The 564-nt window shown below is 69.5% G+C and carries 1 pseudogene; it reads left to right on the top strand.

Features of this window, described 5'->3' with window-relative positions:
• Positions 1–240: 240 nt before the first annotated feature.
• Positions 241–564 (top strand): annotated as a pseudogene (locus tag GFH49_RS00800) (amidohydrolase family protein); the annotation flags it as partial.

Here is a 564-nt window from a genome sequence, read left to right on the forward strand (position 1 = left end):
TCTCCGCACTTACTCGTCCACGTGGAGGCCACGTGTCTGACGGTCGTTCGCTGTCCGGGCTGAGCGTGGTTGAGCTTGAACACCTCGCGGCAGGTCCCGTCTGCGGTCGGATGTTCGCCGGCGTGGCATGACCGGCGCTCTGCTCCGCCGGTGCCCGCACGCCCCTGTCCATCGCGTCCAGGAACGCGGCCCATGCAGGCTTCCAGCCCCGTCCTTGAGTCGAAAGAGATTGGCAACACCATGACCGACACCCGCATCCTGCTCCGCAACGGCCACGTCATCGACACCGAGCCCGAGCCGGTCGTCCATCCCCATACGGACGTTCTGATCGAGGACGGCCGGATCAGTGCCGTAGGTCCCGGCCTGCCGGCGGAGGGCGCCACCGTCATCGACGCCACCGACCGGGTGGTGCTGCCCGGGTTCGTCGACACCCACCGGCACGTGTGGCAGTCGGCGCTGCGTACCGCGGCCGTGGACATGGACCTGATGGGTTACCTCGGCGTCATGGGGCAGCTCGGCGCGCGGCTGGGGCCGCAGGACATCCACGCGGCGACCCTGGCCGGC

Origin of the sequence: Streptomyces blattellae (assembly GCF_009709555.1) — a bacterium.
GTDB classification, from domain to species: domain Bacteria; phylum Actinomycetota; class Actinomycetes; order Streptomycetales; family Streptomycetaceae; genus Streptomyces; species Streptomyces blattellae.